14 protein-coding genes are annotated in these 17,571 nt (G+C 63.3%); all 14 read right to left on the bottom strand.

Annotation, left to right across the window (positions count from 1 at the left end):
* Positions 1-4: 4 nt before the first annotated feature.
* Positions 5-4,588, bottom strand: coding sequence for a protein kinase domain-containing protein (locus tag G6N55_RS18530; RefSeq protein ID WP_085222082.1), 4,584 nt, complete (start codon positions 4,586-4,588; stop codon positions 5-7).
* A 144-nt stretch (positions 4,589-4,732) separates the two neighbouring features.
* Positions 4,733-5,023: a cytochrome C oxidase subunit IV family protein gene (locus G6N55_RS18525; protein WP_085222081.1), complete on the bottom strand. Its 291-nt coding sequence runs from the start codon at positions 5,021-5,023 to the stop codon at positions 4,733-4,735.
* Between the two features lie 8 nt (positions 5,024-5,031).
* Entirely contained in the window at positions 5,032-5,628 is a 597-nt protein-coding gene (locus tag G6N55_RS18520; protein ID WP_085222080.1) for a cytochrome c oxidase subunit 3, read from the bottom strand.
* A gap of 52 nt (positions 5,629-5,680) precedes the next feature.
* Positions 5,681-6,310, bottom strand: a complete 630-nt coding sequence (locus G6N55_RS18515) for a hypothetical protein (protein ID WP_085222079.1) — start codon at positions 6,308-6,310, stop codon at positions 5,681-5,683.
* 337 nt (positions 6,311-6,647) lie between these two features.
* Complete coding sequence (locus G6N55_RS18510) at positions 6,648-7,739, bottom strand: 3,4-dihydroxy-2-butanone-4-phosphate synthase (RefSeq protein ID WP_085222078.1); 1,092 nt, start codon at positions 7,737-7,739, stop codon at positions 6,648-6,650.
* A gap of 58 nt (positions 7,740-7,797) precedes the next feature.
* Complete coding sequence (locus G6N55_RS18505; protein ID WP_085222077.1) at positions 7,798-8,331, bottom strand: flavin reductase family protein; 534 nt, start codon at positions 8,329-8,331, stop codon at positions 7,798-7,800.
* The gene (locus tag G6N55_RS18500) at positions 8,331-9,215 is read right to left on the bottom strand and encodes an SMP-30/gluconolactonase/LRE family protein (RefSeq protein WP_085222076.1); all 885 of its coding nucleotides are present in this window, start codon (positions 9,213-9,215) and stop codon (positions 8,331-8,333) included. Before G6N55_RS18500 ends, G6N55_RS18505 begins: the two co-directional genes overlap by 1 nt.
* 17 nt (positions 9,216-9,232) lie before the next feature.
* The gene (locus G6N55_RS18495) at positions 9,233-10,666 is read right to left on the bottom strand and encodes an aldehyde dehydrogenase family protein (protein ID WP_085222075.1); all 1,434 of its coding nucleotides are present in this window, start codon (positions 10,664-10,666) and stop codon (positions 9,233-9,235) included.
* A complete protein-coding gene (locus G6N55_RS18490) occupies positions 10,663-11,163 on the bottom strand; it encodes a hypothetical protein (protein ID WP_085222074.1) in 501 nt (166 codons plus the stop codon). The genes G6N55_RS18495 and G6N55_RS18490 overlap by 4 nt, the downstream gene beginning before the upstream one ends.
* Positions 11,160-12,185 carry a phosphotransferase family protein gene (locus G6N55_RS18485; protein ID WP_085222073.1) on the bottom strand — a complete coding sequence of 342 codons (1,026 nt, stop codon included), beginning with the start codon at positions 12,183-12,185 and terminating at the stop codon, positions 11,160-11,162. Before G6N55_RS18485 ends, G6N55_RS18490 begins: the two co-directional genes overlap by 4 nt.
* On the bottom strand, positions 12,185-13,294 hold the full coding sequence (locus G6N55_RS18480) for a hypothetical protein (RefSeq protein WP_085222072.1): 1,110 nt from the start codon (positions 13,292-13,294) through the stop codon (positions 12,185-12,187). The genes G6N55_RS18485 and G6N55_RS18480 overlap by 1 nt, the downstream gene beginning before the upstream one ends.
* A gap of 28 nt (positions 13,295-13,322) precedes the next feature.
* Complete coding sequence (locus tag G6N55_RS18475; protein ID WP_308206486.1) at positions 13,323-14,771, bottom strand: thiolase C-terminal domain-containing protein; 1,449 nt, start codon at positions 14,769-14,771, stop codon at positions 13,323-13,325.
* Between the two features lie 188 nt (positions 14,772-14,959).
* On the bottom strand, positions 14,960-16,195 hold the full coding sequence (locus G6N55_RS18470; RefSeq protein ID WP_085222071.1) for a cytochrome P450: 1,236 nt from the start codon (positions 16,193-16,195) through the stop codon (positions 14,960-14,962).
* A 2-nt stretch (positions 16,196-16,197) separates the two neighbouring features.
* Positions 16,198-17,568 (bottom strand): phenylacetate--CoA ligase family protein, encoded by a 1,371-nt coding sequence (locus G6N55_RS18465; protein WP_197747362.1) that lies wholly within the window; start codon positions 17,566-17,568, stop codon positions 16,198-16,200.
* Positions 17,569-17,571: the final 3 nt, after the last annotated feature.

Below are 17,571 nucleotides of genomic sequence, written 5' to 3'. Positions count from 1 at the left end.
GGGATCACACGATCACCTCGAACAGCACCTGAGTGCCCTCTCCAGGGGCCGACGCCACCACTAAGACGCCGTTGACCAACGCGGCCCTCTCGTGCATGCCGAGCTGTCCGAGCCCGCGGGGCCGAGTCGCCCCGGGTTCGAAGCCGACCCCGTCGTCTTCGACAACCACTCGTAGTGTCGACTCGGTCAATCCGACGACGACACTGCATTTGGACGCTCGCGCGTGGCGGATCACATTCGTGATCGCTTCCTGGGTTATCCGGTAAGCAGTGGTCTCGATGTCGGGCGCCAGCCGCTCACCGCCGTGTAGCCCAACGGATTCCAGCTCTATTCGGGTGCCGACGGTCGAGATGTTGCCGACCAGTCGGCGCAACGCGTCCAGCAGTCCGAGGTCGTCCAGCACAGTTGGCCGAAGATCGAAAGCCAGTCTTTGCACTGATTCCAGCGCGTGAGCCACACCCTGACGCAGTTCTGCGACGCGGGCATGCACGTCGATCGGCGCGGCGGTCTCGACCAGTCGCACTCCGAGGAGCACCGACGTCAGTTCCTGACCAATGTCGTCGTGTAGGTCTCGGGCAACTCGCGCTCGTTCAGCCTCCTGGGCAGAAATCACCTCGGCACGCACCTCACGCTGCAGTTCCAGCCGCTCCACCACGTTTCCCGCCAATCGGGCCACGAACTCGGCCAGCTGGATCTCGACCTCGCCAAACAAGCCTCCCACCTGCGAATGGACTGCCAGGAAACATCCCGCGACCTCGCCTCGCACGAAAATCGGGGCGCAAAGAGCCGATCGGGCACCCGCCACCGTAAGCCCACCGGTGGCAACGTGATCGCGATTGGCCGAATCTCCCATCACCAGTGGCCGACCGTACTGCGCGGCACGTTCGGCGACCTCTTGCTCGACGTCGGACACTTCCGGTGAGATGAGCCTCCACTGCGGCCGCAAAGCGATGAGCCGGCATTGCTCGGCGCGCAACAACGACCGCACCACCTGGTCGATTGCGATGCCTACTGCGTCCGGGCTGTCCGCCGAGGCTAGGACCACTTCGGCATGTAGTAGCGCGGAGAACCGATCCGCCCGACCCCAGTTTGTCGACGCCAGTCGGCCAACCTTGGCGTCAGGGTCCAGGTCTCGGCTGTGCCAGTCGGCCTTGGATCGCTCGGTAAACGCCACACGATCCAGCTGAAAGAGCGTGTCCGCCAACTCTGCCCATGCGCTGCGCCTCTTCGCGGCGGCGCAGCTGCCCATCAGACAACGCCTGGCCCGCCACCTGTGTCCCAACAACGCATGCACCACACCGAGTTCGCGAAGCGCATGAGGCAGATCGTTGGGATAGAACCGGCCGTATCGGACCGCCCGTCGTGCCGACCGCAGGGACAACCGAAGCCTTCTGCGGCGTACGTGCGGCAGCAGCAGCACTTCGGCGTCCTCGCGTTGCAGTGTCGCCAGCCAGGCGAACACCGGAACGAGGTGGGTGCTCGTGGGCTGCGAACTGCGGACCAGACACACTGCGGTTTCCAGTTTCGCGATGCCTTCGGTGAGCTGACCAGCCCGCCGAAGGCGCAGCGCCTCGGCTTGTAAGGCCGCAACCGTGACTTCGATATCGGCTGTGTGAACACCGAGTTCGGGCTGTGTCAACGCGGCTGGAACGTCGCCGTCACCCGCTTTTGCCAGGACTTCCGCCGCCGCCGTATTGGCTTGCGCGTCAGCGCTATTCGCGCCGATCTCGGCAAGGCGTCGAGCTTCAGCGCGAGCCTCGGTAAAGCGGCCTAGCCGGTACAGGCACACCGCGTTGGTGCGAGTCGCGAACCCGACCTCCCAGCGGTCGCCGAACTGCCCAAGGATCTGCACTGCAGAAGTGGCCGACTCCGCGGCCTCAACATAGCGTCCGCCGGCGTGCAGGATGCAGGCTCGCATACTCGCTGTGTGCCCTTCGCCGCGCAGGTCTCCAAGTGAGGTGTAGATGCGCTGACTTCGGTCAACGAACCGCAACGCGTAGCGCCAGGTGAACGGAAAGGTGAGCGCGAGCGCGGCGGACCACACAGCGTATGCATGGGCTAGCTCTGGGCTCCCCGGACATCGTTCGGCTACGTTGACCTGTCGCATCATGAGAGACAGGTTCCGCAGCCGCCGGGAGTCGAACCAGCTGGGATACTGCAATTGGGTGTAGAGGTGTGCGCGCAGGCGGTCCCGTTGCCGCGCGCTGTCGCTCAAGGACCTTCGACGCAAACGCAATGCGGACAACCCGCGGCCCAGAACTTCGATCAGGATCCGGAGCAGGATTCGGATGTTGCCGCCCGACGATACCGATTCGCCGAGCACGCGCAAGGCGTTCTCAATCAGACGTGCTGACCCCTCCAGATCGTCTTGACGGAATAGCACCTCGCCCAATTGCCCCTCGATACCAGCCAGACTTATATCGTCAGTCGCCAGCAAACGCGCCTTCTCGAAGCGCTCGGCGGCCTCGGGATAGCGGCCGCGCAGCATCAGAACCTGGCCGAGGGCTTCCAGCACGCGATAGCGGGTCCGTTCGTCCGCGTGGGGCAGGCCCCGCTCGGCGATGCGATACAAGCGCTCGGCGAGTTCGAAGTCGTGGTGCGCGCGCGCCGAATGTGCAGATTGAACCGCGTAATCGAACGCCCGCGCGGGGGCGCTGGCCGCGTCGAAGTGATACGCGATCTCAAAAGTCTGCGAGGCATCGCGGTTCTCGATGTGCTCGGCGGCGGCCATGTGCAACGCGGACAGCTGCAGGGGATCCAGCTGCGCCAAGAGGCTGTCGCGCAGCTTGTCATGGGCGAAGGTGAAGCGTCCTTCGGTGCTTGCCCAGACGAGATGCCGCTCGACTGCCGGTCGCATCGCGTACCGGGCCTGCGTGTAATCCTGGCCCGCCAGCGTTGCGGCCAGGTCGAGGTCGAATTCACGACCCAAAATCGCTGCCGCGTCCAGCAGTTCGCGGGTTTGGGGACTGAGCAGGGCGAATCGGCGGGTGAGAAAAGACGCTGCTTCACGCGAGGCCTGCCAGCTCCCCGAGTTGGGCACAAACTGCCAGCCACCTTCGCCGGGGGCCAACGCGCCCGCCTCGATGAGGCCACGCAACACGGCTGAGACCATCAAGGGATTCCCGCGCGACAGTTCGACGATGACGTCGCTGGCCGGTGCCGGCACGTGCCCCGCCATCGACTCGATCACCTGGCATACCTGGCGATCGTTCAGCGGCGGCAGCACCAGTGACTGTGCGCAGGGAATCGCGATGAGCCGGCGGTATTGACTGCTGGGCTCGTTGCGAACGGCGGCGACTATGAGTACGTGACAAGGTGCGGTGCCAGTCCGTATGCGTCGGGTGTTCCAGGCTTCAAGTGCCTGCAACGTCAGCTCGTCCGCCCACTGACAGTCGTCGAGGGCGATGATCGCCGGCCGACTGGGCTCCCCGAGAGATTCCAACAGCACCAGAATCGCATTGACGAGGCGTAACCGGGCATGAGCTTCGGAGTGCCCTTCATCACCGGATGGGGCGTCGATGATGGCGCTCAGTTCTGGCAACGCCGCACAGAGCCGAGCGGCGGCATCGCCCAATGCCGCACTGATCCGTTCGACGAGCGCTGGGTCGTCGGCACCGAAACCGACTAGGTCGTGCACAATTCCGGTCAGCATCTGCAAAGGCTTGGGTACCGCATGCTCGACGCCGCGGCCGCGGAACACGCGCGCACCGAATGCGCTGGCGCGCTCAGTGAATTCCGTCAGCACCGCGGACTTGCCGCCGCCCGAACCCGCTTCGATTGCGACGAGCGCGGCTCTCCCTCGGTTGGCTTCAGCGAGCCGCTGCGCCAGTGCCAGTAGCTCAGTTTCGCGGCCTACCAGCGACGGGTCGGTGAGCGTATTCCGGGAATCGTGCGCTCCCACCGCCACCACGGGTTCCATCTCGCCATTGCGCAATCCGGCGTCCAGCGCGTCGATATCGGCCAGCACCGCCTCGGCGGACCCATATCTGTCGTCGGGATCTTTGAGCAGCAGCCGCCGGACAATCTCCTCGAGAGCCTGGGGAATCGGTACCCCAAGGCTGCGCAACCGCGGCGACGGCTCGGAAAGGTGCTGGCGGAGGGTCTGTGCGACATCCCCCTGGAAAGGCGGCCGGCCGACAAGACACTCGAACAACACGATGCCCACCGAATAAAGGTCGGCCCTGACGTCCACCGGGCGGTCCAGGACGCCAGCCAATTCGGGAGCCATATAACGAAGCTCCGAGCAGTCAGTTGTGTCGTCGTGCGCTGGTTCGGAGGGCACGTCAGCGGAACCGACGTCGGCGAGCGCCGCAGAACGGACCGGCGGGCCAGACTCGACAATGACATTGGTGGGCTTGACGTTTCCATACACGTGCCCGCGTGCGTGGATCGCTGCCAAGGACGTCAGCAGGCCACGTGCTACGACCAGTGCTTCATCGATCTTCAACGGGCCCAATTCCAGCCGCTCGCAAAGGGTCATCCCGCGGACGTGAGGCATCACGATGATGCGTCGCTTCGCATTGTGGATCTTCTTGATTGTGTCGTCACGACCGGCCCCGCGTGAGGATTCGCAACAGCCGGCACGCACCCGGAAGACCCCCGATGGAATCCGTTGCGATCAACGTAAAGTCGCAGTGCATCCCCCAGTCTTGAGTCAGCGATGAGCAACCACGATCGTGACCGCCGAGCGCAGGCGGCGGTAAGGAATGACCGACAGTACGGCGCCGTGGTGTCAGCCTTTCACCATGGCAACAACATTGCCGATCATCAGTAGCGCTGATGCGGCGATGATCCAGACCGTGTACATCACCTGCCAATTTCGGGGAACCGACTTCAGTTCCATGAAATAGACCATGATAAGCCGAACCTTTAATCCGGCGATTAGCACGACCACCGCCGACGCGATTGCGGTGACCAGTCCGCCTTCGATCACCGCGAACGAGACCCCGCTGAGCAGCACAAGTCCTAGCCACACTGAAACGGCAGGATCGGCCGCGACGCTCGTGGGTCCGTTGTCAGTCATGCGTGTCCTCACATCAGATAGAGCAGCGTGAATATAAAGACCCACAACAGGTCGACGAAATGCCAGAACAGTCCGACATTCTCGACACCCGTCACATAGCGCGGATCCATAACTCCGTCGCGAGCGCCCCGTCGGTATGCGATTACGAATATCACGGCGCCGAACAAATGCAGCAGATGTAAGAATGTGATGAAGAAGTAGAATGTGAAAAAGGACGATGTCGCGATACCGATCCCCGCCGCGAATTTGCCATAATACTCGATCGCCTTACTGGCGAAGAAGAGAAGCCCACATCCAAGCGCAAATTGCAGCTGGCTCATGACTTTCGTCGCAATTCCCGCGCGTGCGGCGCGCACACCACGCACCACAAATAAAGAGCTTGTCAAAAGGATAATGGTATTGGCGAATCCAAATATGACGCTGAGATGGTGGTGCGCATCTCGGTACAGGGAGTATTGATCAATCCGCTGCGTGGTGAAGACGAAAAATATCAGCAGGAACACGATCATGTCGATGAAGACGAAGGTCCAGATGCCTTCACTCCCCACCGGGAACGTCTTTGCGCGAGGCTCGTCGGCAAGTTCTTCGGCTATGTCGCCGTCCATGTTTGCTCCCTCCGCCTATATTGCGGGCGCGATATCAGACCACCGAATTGGGCTACGCCACGCTCACTGCGGCCGATGGTGAAGTAGCGTCCTTCAGCCGCCCGGTCAGCTCCTTGACAATGAAGTAGCTATACAAGCCGAAGAAGGCGAACAACCAGGAGCCGAAGACTACGAAGAAGTTCCACGTGCCCGACACGGTGAACGGTCCTGCTTTGATCCAGGGCAGGACGACAAGCGTCAGGAATATGGTTCCCACGGCGATGGTGCACCAACCTGCCCACGCCGGGAACATCGTCTGGCGCTTGTTCAGCACGGTCCATAGCCCTACGCCCACGCACTGGACGGTTGTGATCCCGAACGTCATGTCGTAGGTGAACCAGCCGAACACGTGGAAGGCTTTGACGATATTCGGGTCCAGGTCGTGGACGAAAGTGGCGGCCAGCAGCCATAAACCCGGGCAGAAACCGAGCGACCACGCTGTGAGCGCGCCGCCGGTCAGTTCCATCCGGCTCAGGACGTTGGTGGCACCGCGTTCTTCATCGTTGATCAAACCACTGAGTAGGCAGCACCAGGGCAGGTAAAGGAAAGCCACGACCATAGAGACCGCCATACCGATCATGATCGATTGCTGGTGCGCGCCGTAGTATTGCGCGACAAGTTCCTGGCCACTCAGCCCGATCATATTTGGCGGGGGTACGTTATGTCCGAAAATCCCCCAGAAGATAACATATCCGAGCACGAATGCCGGTCCACACCAGGCAATCGCGAGGTTAAGCCTGTGTTGTGTGATTCTATCCATCGCTATCCCTCCGGGATTCAATTTTCCACGGCCGTTTCGCCGATACGAAAGTGCACGGCATTCGATTCAAGCCGGTCATATTCTGACTACGCGTTTATATCGTTGCTGTGTCCTGAGTCACCAACAACCGGGGAAAGTACGTAACCGGCCCAAACTTGGGGTCGTATGAAGTACGGATCGCGGACGATGCGCCGGCGATGACCTGCGTCTGTCTCGGCGGTCAACGGCTGAACGTCGACAGACCGGATACGTCGGGCGACTCCAACCGGATGCACCGCTGAGCGCCGCACGCGTTGTCGCGCAACAGGTGCACGGAGGAAAGGCCGATAGTTGCCAGAATGTGGTCGCGGCGGCTCGCCGCGCTGACCGGACACAGCGCTTCCGCGTTGCTACGCAAGTAGACGAGGACCCCCCGCCCGGCCGCGGCGATCTGGTCGAAGGACTCGTTCAGCCGGGGTCCGCATTGACAGCCGAGCACATCTGGGATTGGGGCGAATGCGCACTCAGCATGCACTGCGACTGGTATCTGAGCAGCGCCGGCCAGATCGCCGAAGGTGAACACGAGGTCCTCGACGTGGTGCGGTGAACCCCATCGGTAGCCGGTTGCGTTGAAGGCACCGGACTGTGTTTGGACAATGCCCAGTGGCCGTGCGTGACATCGCGGTTCTGGCGTGCAGTTGTGGAGTCGGTCTTGTCCCCATAGATCGGCCATGCTGATCATGCTCAGATCGTGCTCGGCCACAAAGCGATCGACCATCTCCGCGGGCAGAATCTCGTCGTGGTCGATGTCGTTGACGATGGCGCTGAACCCGGCTGCCGGCCGCAGGCCTGCGGCCGCAACCATCTTTAACGCTGCGTGTTCGGGCAAGAGCGGCCTCGACAGGGCCCGTCCGGCGACGCCACATACCACGACATGACCCGGTCGCGTGAGAGCTTGGTGGGTGGCCGTCGGGTCGCTGAGCACCCGCATGGTATGTGCCCGGTCCGCCGCCGATATTCCGGTGGTCACGCCGTCGGCGGCGTCTACGCTCACCCTGAATTGGGTGGCGGGCAGTCGGGCGCCGAGTGTCGACATCGCGGGCAGAATGAGTCGGTCACATTCCCTGTCCGGCAGCGCAATACACACGAAACCACACGTGTGCCTGATCACGAACGCCAGCGTCGCCGTTGTCGCGTACTGCGCGGCGAACACGAGGGTCGCGGGCGCGCCACCGGGCGTGACGGGTTCGCCGAAGATGAGGATAGGTCGGCCCGCACGAAGGTCGTCTAGCGCGCGCGCCACTCGGACTCGGCGGTTGTGCGGGTTACCCATCGCTGTGTCAGGGTTGCGGGCTTCCGCTTGGATTGGTGAATGTCTCACTGCGACACCGTTAGGACGTCGGGGTCAGTTGGCGGAATCGGCTGAGATGGAACACCAGCGGGTCTTGGTCAGGGTCGGCGCGCAGTCCATGGATGGCCAGTAGGGCGATGACGTGGTCGCCGGCGGCCACCTCGTCGTCCACCGAACAGTCCAGCCATGCAGTGGCCTCATTGACGAATACAGCGCCGTTTTCTGACGCGTCCCAGGGCACGTCGGTGAACCGGTCGCCATCGTTCACCGACAGAGCGCGACAGGCGTTGTGCTGGTGGCGGGCGAGCATGCTGACGCCCAGCCTGGGTAGCTGCCGAAGCTTGGGCCATGTCGTCGAGCTGATCTGCATGCACACCGAAACTAGCGGCGGCGCAATCGATACCGCAGTGAATGCACTCGCCGCCATTCCCACCGGGATCCCGTCAGCGAGGCCGCACAACGCGGTCACACCGCTTGGGAAGCACGCGAAGGCGCGGCGGATTTCTGTGGGGTCCTCCGCGACGGCTCGGATCTGAAGCCCACCGATGGTCTTGGGTTTGGGGCCGGTGGCCATCACGGTGTGCCTGCCCGCGGCACGTCCACCCGCTGGATGTACAACTCGGCCTCCTTGGCCGCTTTTCGTTCGTGCTCGGCGAAACTCGGTGCGGTACAGACCAGCAGCGTATGGCCGTCGTGACCGCCGAGTGCGCACGCGTAAAGCCCGAGTTCTCCTGGTGGACGTAGTTCGTCGGTGATCTCGCCGCCCGGCGCGACCCGGCAGACCCGGCCATTGAGGGCGTCGGCCACCCAGATGTGCCCGTCGGCGTCGAGGGCACAGCCGTCCGGGGCAAAGTCGGTTGCGACGATGGTCTCGACCGACTCGTAAGATGGCGCGTCCGCCAGCCGGGCCCACTGCCTACGGCCGCTCAGGGCGCCGTCAGACTCGATGTCGAATGCCGTGAACCGGCCGCCGAAGCACTCGGCGACGATGAGGGTCCCGCTGTCGGGCGTCACCGCCATCCCATTGGGAAATCGCAGACCGCTCGCGGCGACGTGCGCCGAGCCGTCCAGATCGACGCGCACAATTTCGCCGGGTTCTGGCTTGCCACCGGCGAATAGGTCGAAGCCGAAGGTGCCGACGTAAGCGCGACCCCGTCCGTCCACGACCATGTCGTTGATGAAGTACGGGGACAGGGGCGATAGGTCAGCGTGTTCGATGGTGGTGCCGTCCGGGAGCCGGCGAAGTATGCGCCGGTCCTTCATCGAGACCACCACGAGCGACCCGTCGGGCAGCCAGCCCAACCCCGAAGGCTGGTTGGGCACTTCGACGAATTGCTCAGCGATTCCGTCGACGGTGACCCGCAGTACGTGACGAGCGTAGAGGTCCGAGACGTACCAGTTGCCGTCGCGCCACCGAGGACCCTCGAAGAACATCCCCCCGTCAAGTAGCTTGTCCATGGCTGCACCGCCTTCGTCTAGGGTGTGGGTTTCCTGGCGTGGATCGCCACGCTGACGGTCTTGAGTTCGCTGTATTGGTCCAGGCCGGGAGCTCCGTTGGCACGGCCGACGCCACTTTGCTTCATTCCGCCGAACGGAACCTCCGGGGAGACGATGCCGTGGCGGTTCACCCACACCGACCCGGCGTCCAGATCGGCGGCGATCGCGGCGCCAGCGGTAGTGTCGGCGGTCCACACTGACGCACCCAACCCGTAGTCGCTGTCGTTGGCGGCCGCCACCGCCGCGTCGATATCGGTGAACGATTGGATCGGCAGCACCGGACCGAACTGTTCCTCGTCGACCACCGCGATACCGGGACCCACGCCGGTCACTAGGGTCGGCGCGTGAAAATAGCCGTCGCGCGCAATGGGGTGCCCGCCGGCGACGATGGTGCCGCCAGCGGCGACCGCATCGGCGACGAGGCGACGGACACGGTCGAACTGCGGCCGGTTGGAGATCGGGCCCATGGTGACGTCTGGATCGAATGGGTCGCCGACGGCGGCGTTGTCGGCGACGTCGGCCAGTGCTGCGACGAACTCGTCGCGAATGTCCTTGTGTACGTATAGCCGCTTGATCGCCGCGCAGACCTGCCCGCTGCGGTAGAAGGCGCTCCGGAAGATCTGCGAGGCAACCCGGGGAATGTCGACATCGGGCAGCACGATCGCGGCGTCATTGCCGCCCAGTTCCAGTGACAACCGCTTGAGCCTGGGGGCCGCCGCGGCCATGATCGCGCGGCCGGCGGCGATACTTCCGGTGAACGAGATCATGCCGACCTTCTGGTGTGCCACCAGAGCCTTGCCGAGGTCGTCGTCGCCGGGTAGCACGTGCAGTACGCCCGGCGGCACGATGTCGGCCAGCAGTGACCCGAGCAAGACGGTGGTCAGTGGAGCCAGCAACGAGGGCTTGAGCACTACAACATTGCCCGCCGCGAACGCGGTGGCGATCTTTTCGGCGGAGATGAGAAGCGGCGCGTTCCACGGCACGATCGCACCAACGATGCCGACCGGGGCGCGGTTTACCTGGACGCTCTGGCGGGCGTCGTCGTGGATCTGCTCCACGGGCAGCGGGGCGGCCCCTCGGAACTTCGCGAAGGCCGCGGCACCGGCTACTTCGATGGTGGTGTCGCGCAACGGAACACCGATTTCCTGGGTCAGCGTCTTGGCCAGCAGGTCCCGGTTCTTGCTGAGCATCTCGGCCATCCCGAGGAGGACGCGACGGCGCAGATCGGCATCGCGAGCCCAGGCAGCCCGCGCTGCGTCGGCAGATTCGACCGCCAGCTGCAAGTGTGCATCCGATGCGACGGGACACTGCGCGAATGCCCGGCCTGTTGCCGGATTGACCACAGCGGTCTGATTTTTCGCACGCACCTGGGTTCCGGCCACCAACAGGGTGTCCGTTTCGATCGTGGTCATGCGCCTCCTTTTAGAGGTTCTTCGACGCCCGTGTTGCTCCCTGCCGCCGGGAACACCGATTGCCAGGCCAGCCGTGACCGGGCGTGGTCACCCAGGCAGCGGTAAAACTGTCTGAGCAGGCAACGGGCTTGCTCGGATGCGGTGGCCTGGTCTTGTAGTCGGGACACGACGGTTGTCGTCAACGACCGGGCGTCGGCCCACAGCAGCTCCATCGCGGGACTGCTCGGCTCGGCTTGTGTACGGCGGCCCTGTGCGGTCGCCTCCAGCGACACCGTGTCAAGACCGAGCAATGTGGCTGCCCGCGCACACAAGCCAATGAGATCGACGCTCTCGGCACGAACGGAACTGTGCCGGTCGGCGAGTTCAATGGCTGCTGTCTCAAGCAGTTTCACCGCAGCGCGCAGTTCACCGGCCGAAGCCTCAGGCACCACCGGCACGATGTCGGCGCTAAGGAACGTCCTGACCACCCCTAAGGCCGCGAGGGCGTCGATGCTCATCGGTGTTGCGCCTCGTCCAGCGACAGTTCTAGTAAATCGGCGAGATCGGCTTCGAGGCGGTAGACCCCACGACCCATCAGCGCCAGCGTTGGGCTGGTCGCTGAACCGCGGGAGACGCCGGTCAGGAAGATCGCGGCGAGTTTGACGAGTGCCAGGATCCGCCAGAACAGCAGCGCCGCCGGATCCACTGTGACGTTGGTGGCTTTCTCGTAGGCTTCCTGGTAGTCGGCTGCCGTGAGCAGTCCGCCCACGAGGTCGAAGCGGGTTGTCCACAACAACGTCCAGGCGATGTCCTCCAACGGATCACCGATATGCGCCAGTTCCCAGTCGAGCACGGTGACAGTGCCGTCCACCCCGAACACCAGGTTGTTCGACTTGAAATCGCCGTGCACCAACGTCAGCCGTGGTGTGTGCGGCAGGTTTCGGCTCAGCCACGACGTCGCAGCGTTGATCAGCGGTCCGGGGTCGATATCGGTGGCGTCGATCGCCCTGGTCCATTTATCTAGTTCGGCGACGGCCCCGGCGTGCGAACCGGCCGGCAGCGGTAGCTGGCGGCAATCAAGTCGGTGAAGCCGGCTCTGCAACGTGACGAGTTCGGTGCCAAGCCATCCACGGTCAGTTTTGGGGTGAGCGGCCAGGTATTTGCGGATGTCGGTGCCGTCAACCCGTTCCATGATCATGAATGGTGTCGTCAGTGGGGACGCCTGGGCCTCACACCACCACGGCCGCGGGACGGGAAACCCGGATCTGGTCAACGCTGTGAGCAAGTCAAATTCGGTGCCGAGGTCCCCGTCAAGCATTCCACCTTCGACGTCTCGGCGCAGAACCAGATGGCGCACTTCGCTGGCCCTGGTGTCGTGCATGTCGAACGCCCAAGTTTCGTGTGAGGTGCCGCCGGAGAGCTTGCGCAGACCGGCGATCTCGACGCTGCGACCCAGCCGGCTGCGGACGTAATCCTTTAGCGCACCGGCAAGTTCAGTCTCGTAGGTCCGCGATACCGACCCGCACACCGTGGTGGTCATCAGTACAACCCGTAACGGGGGAAGGATCCGAAAACCTGGGTCTCGAACGTGCCGTAGCCGACCTCACCGGTGCTTGCCTCCATGCGGCACAGGACGTGGGTGGGGCCGATTTTGGCCGTCACTGCCGGATCGGTGATGTCAAAGGACACCGAATCTGTCCAGGACTGCCCGCGATACGCGCCGTGTCGCCAGGGGTCTGGACCGCCGTATCCGGTGCCGGCGCGCAGGTACGCGCGATGCAACGGAGTCAGCGCGACGGTGCACCGTCGTCCGTCGACGTCGCGGAACGACACCGAGGATCCCTCCAGCAGTTCCCGGGTCTCGGCGTCGAACTTCAGATCGTGTTCGGGTTCGCCGAGGGTGATCACATCACCGACCGAGGAATCCGACGTCGGTGCCTGCAGCACGGTTTCAACCTCGCGGCGACCGTCCGCGTGCTCCGAGAGGCTGAAATGTATTGTTCGTTTTTCGAATTGCATCGGCGACCAGATCCACAGCGGAGGTCGATCTCGACCGACCTGGTGCGCCTGGGCGATACCGGCGGGTTCACGTTCTAGACCCATCGATCGCACACCCCAGGACCGGTCCCGCGCTCCCCACCACTTGTCCGGCGTCACCTCGTAACGCTGCCCGGCTACGCTCAGATGCCCGCTCCAGGTTCCGGTCTGGATGATGCGAGTGCCCTGGTCCATGACCCGGCCCAGTACGCGGCTGAACAGCGGCGGTTCTTCGAGTGGGACTGCGGCTGCCTGCCATCGCAGGTCCAACTCGACCGTCTGACCGCAGGGCTTCGCCTCAAAATGCAAGTGCCGCAGTCCTTCCACTACCTCAAGGGTCAGTGGGCCGACGTCGGCGGTGTTGAACCGGTCGGCGGTCAGTTCCCGCGAACCGCGCGTGGTGTGCTGGGCGTCGGCGGTGGCGACGGAGGCGAACGCGTCGATCACGCCGAGGTTCGGGTAGCACCCCATCCCGAGGAGGAAGAAGATGGGCTGGTCTTGACAGTGGCCGGTGAGGAAGTGTCGGTCATAGAACCGCCGGTCGCTGGTGCCCACGTATCGGACGGGCTCGTGGGTCTGATGGATCAGATAGTCGTCCGCGGGTCCGATCATCGTGGAACTCCCCATCTCACAGCCATTTTCAGCTCGCCCGGGTTAGTAGCATGCAATTCGCGGGTATTCCCCCACCGCTGGTCACCAGCCCTACCTGCGCGCGATCGATCTGACGGGCGCCGGCGTCCCCACGAAGCTGGACAACAGCCTCGTGAAGCTGGCCGAAGCCGTTGCTTCGTCCGGCGGTCAGCTGACCGCCGTGCGGGTTGACCGGTAACAGTCCCCCAGGTCCGATTCGGGTTCCGCCCAAGACGAAGTCGCCGGCCTCGCCAAGTCCGCAGAACCCAAGCGCCTCCAACCAGGAGAGCACGTTGAACGTGAAGCCGTCGTAAAGGTTGGCGAAGTCGACATCGTCTCGTCCCACGCTGGCCCGGCTCCACAGATGCTCGGCTGGCCCAAACAGGTTCGGTTGGTGGGTCAATGTCCCGCTGATCCACGACTGTTCCTCGGTAATCCGGGTGCCGACGGCGTCGACACCGACCACTGGGTGTCGCAGATCTGCTGCGGTGGCGGCGCTGGACACCACCACGGCGATCGCGCCGTCGCACGGCACGTCGCAGTCATATAGACCGAACGGAGTCGAAATAGGGCGTGCTGCAAGGTAATCACTCATACTTAGCGGAGATCTATACAGCGCATCCGGGTTGCGTGCGGCGTGCCGTCGGGCCGAGATCGCGACCCACCCCAGCGCTTGGCGTGAAACTCCGTACCTGTGCTGGTATTGCGACGCTGCCAAAGCGATCCAGTTCGCTGGGGATAACGCGCCAAACGGCTCGTACCACTGCGGTTCTCCGCTCACCCGTCCGGTATCGCTACAGGTGTACAGGCCAGGACGCGTGTGCGTGGTCACCGCGGTCCAGCACAGGACATGACGACAGAAGCCGGCGGCCACACTCAACATCCCTGCGATCACCGCGCCGGTCTGCCCCGCAACCTCGTGCGCCCCGTCGTGCCAGGCCTGATCGATACCGAGCTCTCCAGCCAGCTTTCCGATCTCAACGGCTGCCAAATCGGCTCGCCCGGGATATGCCGAGATCCCGTCGATGTCAGCGGGTTCCAACCCGGCATCGCCGATCGCGGCGCGGCACGCAGACAACACCAAGTCAGCTGCCGGGCTCTCTGCGTGGCGAGCAAACTCTGACTTGCCCAGGCCGGTGATCGCAACCTCGTGTTCGAAACGTCGGCGCGACGGCGTCGGTGGCCTCAGTGTCATCGGTTCGTCGATGGTCGCTGCAGACGGCGCGTCGCGAGTGGGTCCGAATACCGGAATCCAGACGTCGTCGAGTCGGCGGAACTGCACACGTACCCGCATCCCGATCCGCACCTCGTTGGGCGCGCAGTCAACGATGTTGGTCGCGAGCCGCAGATGTGCAGCGTCGTCAAGCGACACTACGGCCACCACATAAGGCTCGGTGAGTTCCGGAATCCACTGCTGGTGGTTCACCGTCGCGGCCACCACCGTCGCATCGCCTGACACTGGAGCGGGGCATAGATCCGCGCAGCTGCAGTACGGGCACAACTCATGCGACGGATGCACCATCGTGTCGCACGAACTACAGCGCTGAACCAGCAACAGACCAACCGAACCGGCCGTCCAGAAGGCATTCCCTAGCCCCGGACCGACCGGAATCCGGTGTGCGAGTTCCGCGGGGATCTTCGGAGCGCTCACACCGCTCCCCGACCGGGTTTGATCCAAAGCTCCTGCAGGCCCCGGGTCAGGAAAACAGGTTGCCACTTCAGCTCCCGGTCGGCGAGCTCAAATCGACGAAGTGCGTTGGCCAGCAATGGCAACGCAATCCGGCCTTCCAGTCGGGCCAAGGGGGCGCCCAGACAAAAGTGTGAGCCGAATCCGAATGACAAGTGCTGTTTGGCGTTTCGGCGCAGGCGCAGAGCGTCCGGATCGCCGAACACCGCGGGGTCGTGATTGGCCGCGGCCAGCACTATGAACACGCGTTGACCAGGACGCAGCACCTCACCGCCGTACTCGACCTCCTCACCGACCAGCCGCACGACGGCCTTGCCCGGTCCGTCATAACGGAGAAACTCTTCCACCGCATCAGCGGGGGTGATCAAACCCTCACAGAATGCGTCCATCTCGTCGGGATGACGGATCAGTGCGAGGACGGAATTCGCGATCAGGTTGGCCGTAGTCTCGTGTCCGCCAAACATCAACAGCGTGCAGGTCGCGATGACCTCTGCCTCAGTCAGGCTGTCATTGGCGTCGCGGGCGCGGATGAGCGCGGTGATCAGATTGTCGGCAGGTTGCGCGCGGTAATGACGCAACATGTCGGCGAAGAACTCAACCAGTTCCGCCATTGCGCCCGCGGCACGCTGATAGCGGTCCGGGTCGTCGAGGCCGCCCGAAACCAGCGGCCCGATGTCCTCCGCCCATCGGCGGAACATACCTCGGTCCTTTAGTGGTACGCCGAGCATTTCGGCGATCACCATGGCCGGCAGCGGATAGGCAAAGTGTTCGATGAGGTCGAACTCCGAACCGTAGTCGATGGCGGCGAGAAGTTGCTCGGACAGCTTTCGCACGCCCTCTTCCATCTTCGCGATCGCCCGCGGCGTGAAAGCCGTTCGCACCAGGCCGCGTAACCGCGCGTGGCCTGGCTCGTCCTGGAACACCATCCAGTCCTTCAGAACTGTGAACGCCTGAAGAATCAGCGGGTCAGCATCGGGCCCAGTGAGCTTGTTGTCGATGAACGGCACAATTCGGTTCGACGAAAAGTGGTCGTCTCTAAGAGCTCTCGACACTACGTCGTGGCTGGTGAGAAGCCACGACTTGTAGCGGGCATCCCAGAACACCGGACGCGTATCACGCAAGGGTGCGAAATACGAGTACGGATCGCTTACCGCGTCCGGACTGAGAATGTTGACATCAGATAGTGACGCTGTCATGGCTAACTATTCACCAGCTCTCGCTCATCGATGACGCGCCGAGCCTTGCCATTGGCTCGCAGGAATGTTCCCGACTCAACCAACTTGACCGGAATGCGAATCAGGCACCGGTATTTGAGCTCTTCCTCCGCCCTGTGTCGCAAGTCGGCGAGGCTTTGTTCGGTTTGCGAGAACTCCGGATCGATCTCGCTTTCCACGATGATCTCGTCGAGTCGGCCCCTGCTGGTGACTCGTATCCGGAACTCGACGCCGAGCCCGTCAACGTTGCGTAGCGCGTGTTCCACCGCGGACGGGAAGATGTTCGCACCGCGTATCACAAGCATGTCGTCCGCTCTACCGAGCAGCCCCAACGGCAACCGCGGGTATGTCCTTCCGCAGGCACACGGCTCGGAAGTCATAAAGCTACGGTCGTTCGCCGCGAACCGGATCATCGGCTGCGACTCCCGTCGCAAATGCGTGTAGACGAGGTTGCCGACCTCCCCCTCCGCCGCCGATTTGTGTGGATCGTCCGGATCAACAATCTCGGTCCAGACCTCGTCGTTATACACATGCATCCCAGTCATTTCCGCGCATTCAGCGTTGCTGACGAACGGGAACATCTCTGAGGATGAGCCCGCGTCACAGACTGTCTGCAGACCCCACGTATCCAGTAGCAGTTTGCGCGTAGACGGGATGGACCCACCCGGCTCGCCGCCGCTGAGAAAGACCCGCAGCGGCGAAGCGGCCGGATCGTATCCCATCTCCCGGGCCACCTCGCCCATGTGCAGCAGATACGACGGCGTGCCCTCAATGACTGTGCAACCGAGTTTGTAGATCATCTCAACGTGCCGGCGGGTATCCGCAGCGCCCATTGGAAAAACGGCCGCACCGACGGACTGCGCCGCATAGAGCATGGCCCAGCCTCCGAAGAACATCCCGAATGGGAACGCGAAATGAACGATGTCGGAGGGCCTTACACCCGCCGCCCAGTGCGTGAGTGCAAATATCTCCCGCGCGCTATCCCAGTCCGCTTGTGAGACGCCGTATATCGTGGGTGTGCCCGAGGTACCGCTGGATCCGTGGATGCGACATATCTCCGTTGGCGGGACGCCCAGATACGAACCGAACGGCGGGTTTTCGACCTGATCAGCGATCAGCAACTTCTTGGTCACCACAGGGCAGCGCTTGGTGAAGTCGTCGAAGCCACGAACCTGTTCTGGCCGAAAGCCATGGGAATCCCATAGCTTTCGGTAGAACGGCAGCCGGTAGCATCGCTCGAGCTGGATGACGAGTTGTGCTAGTGCTGCCTCGTTGCGCTCTTTGGGATCGCGAAGTTCGCGTTCGGGATTCCAATAGCGTGAGGCCTCGTCGCGCACGTGTCCGTGTCCGGTCATCGA

It is taken from the genome of Mycobacterium florentinum (assembly GCF_010730355.1).
Taxonomy (GTDB): domain Bacteria; phylum Actinomycetota; class Actinomycetes; order Mycobacteriales; family Mycobacteriaceae; genus Mycobacterium; species Mycobacterium florentinum.
This window is presented reverse-complemented; position numbering and strand designations above follow the sequence as displayed.